The sequence below is a fragment of the Clostridium pacaense genome (genome assembly GCF_020709765.2).
Classification (GTDB): Bacteria; Bacillota; Clostridia; order Lachnospirales; family Lachnospiraceae; genus Enterocloster; species Enterocloster hominis.
Genome location: NZ_JAJFEB020000260.1, coordinates 1 through 231, shown reverse-complemented (window position 1 = coordinate 231; position 231 = coordinate 1). Strand labels below are relative to the sequence as shown.

Sequence of the window (231 nt, the reverse complement as noted above, 5' to 3'; positions counted from 1 at the left end):
ATAAAACTAATATGATAGGGGAACATTTATGAGTAAGAAGAAAACTTCTGAACTGAAAGAAATGACAATGGGCCACACGCTGTTTGGATTCCTAGCCCCCATTGTGCTCCTGATTACCCTGATTTATGCAGGGGCCGAAGTGGCGATTGCCATCCTGGCAGCCGTATTCCTGATGATTATTTATGGGGCGTACATGGGATACGCCTGGGACTCCATGGATAAGGCCAGGGC

1 protein-coding gene is annotated in these 231 nt (G+C 47.2%); it reads left to right on the top strand.

The window, feature by feature from the left end:
- Positions 1-28 precede the first annotated feature (28 nt).
- The coding region (locus LK536_RS59225) for a hypothetical protein (protein ID WP_506092392.1) at positions 29-231 on the top strand (203 nt) is incomplete at its 3' end.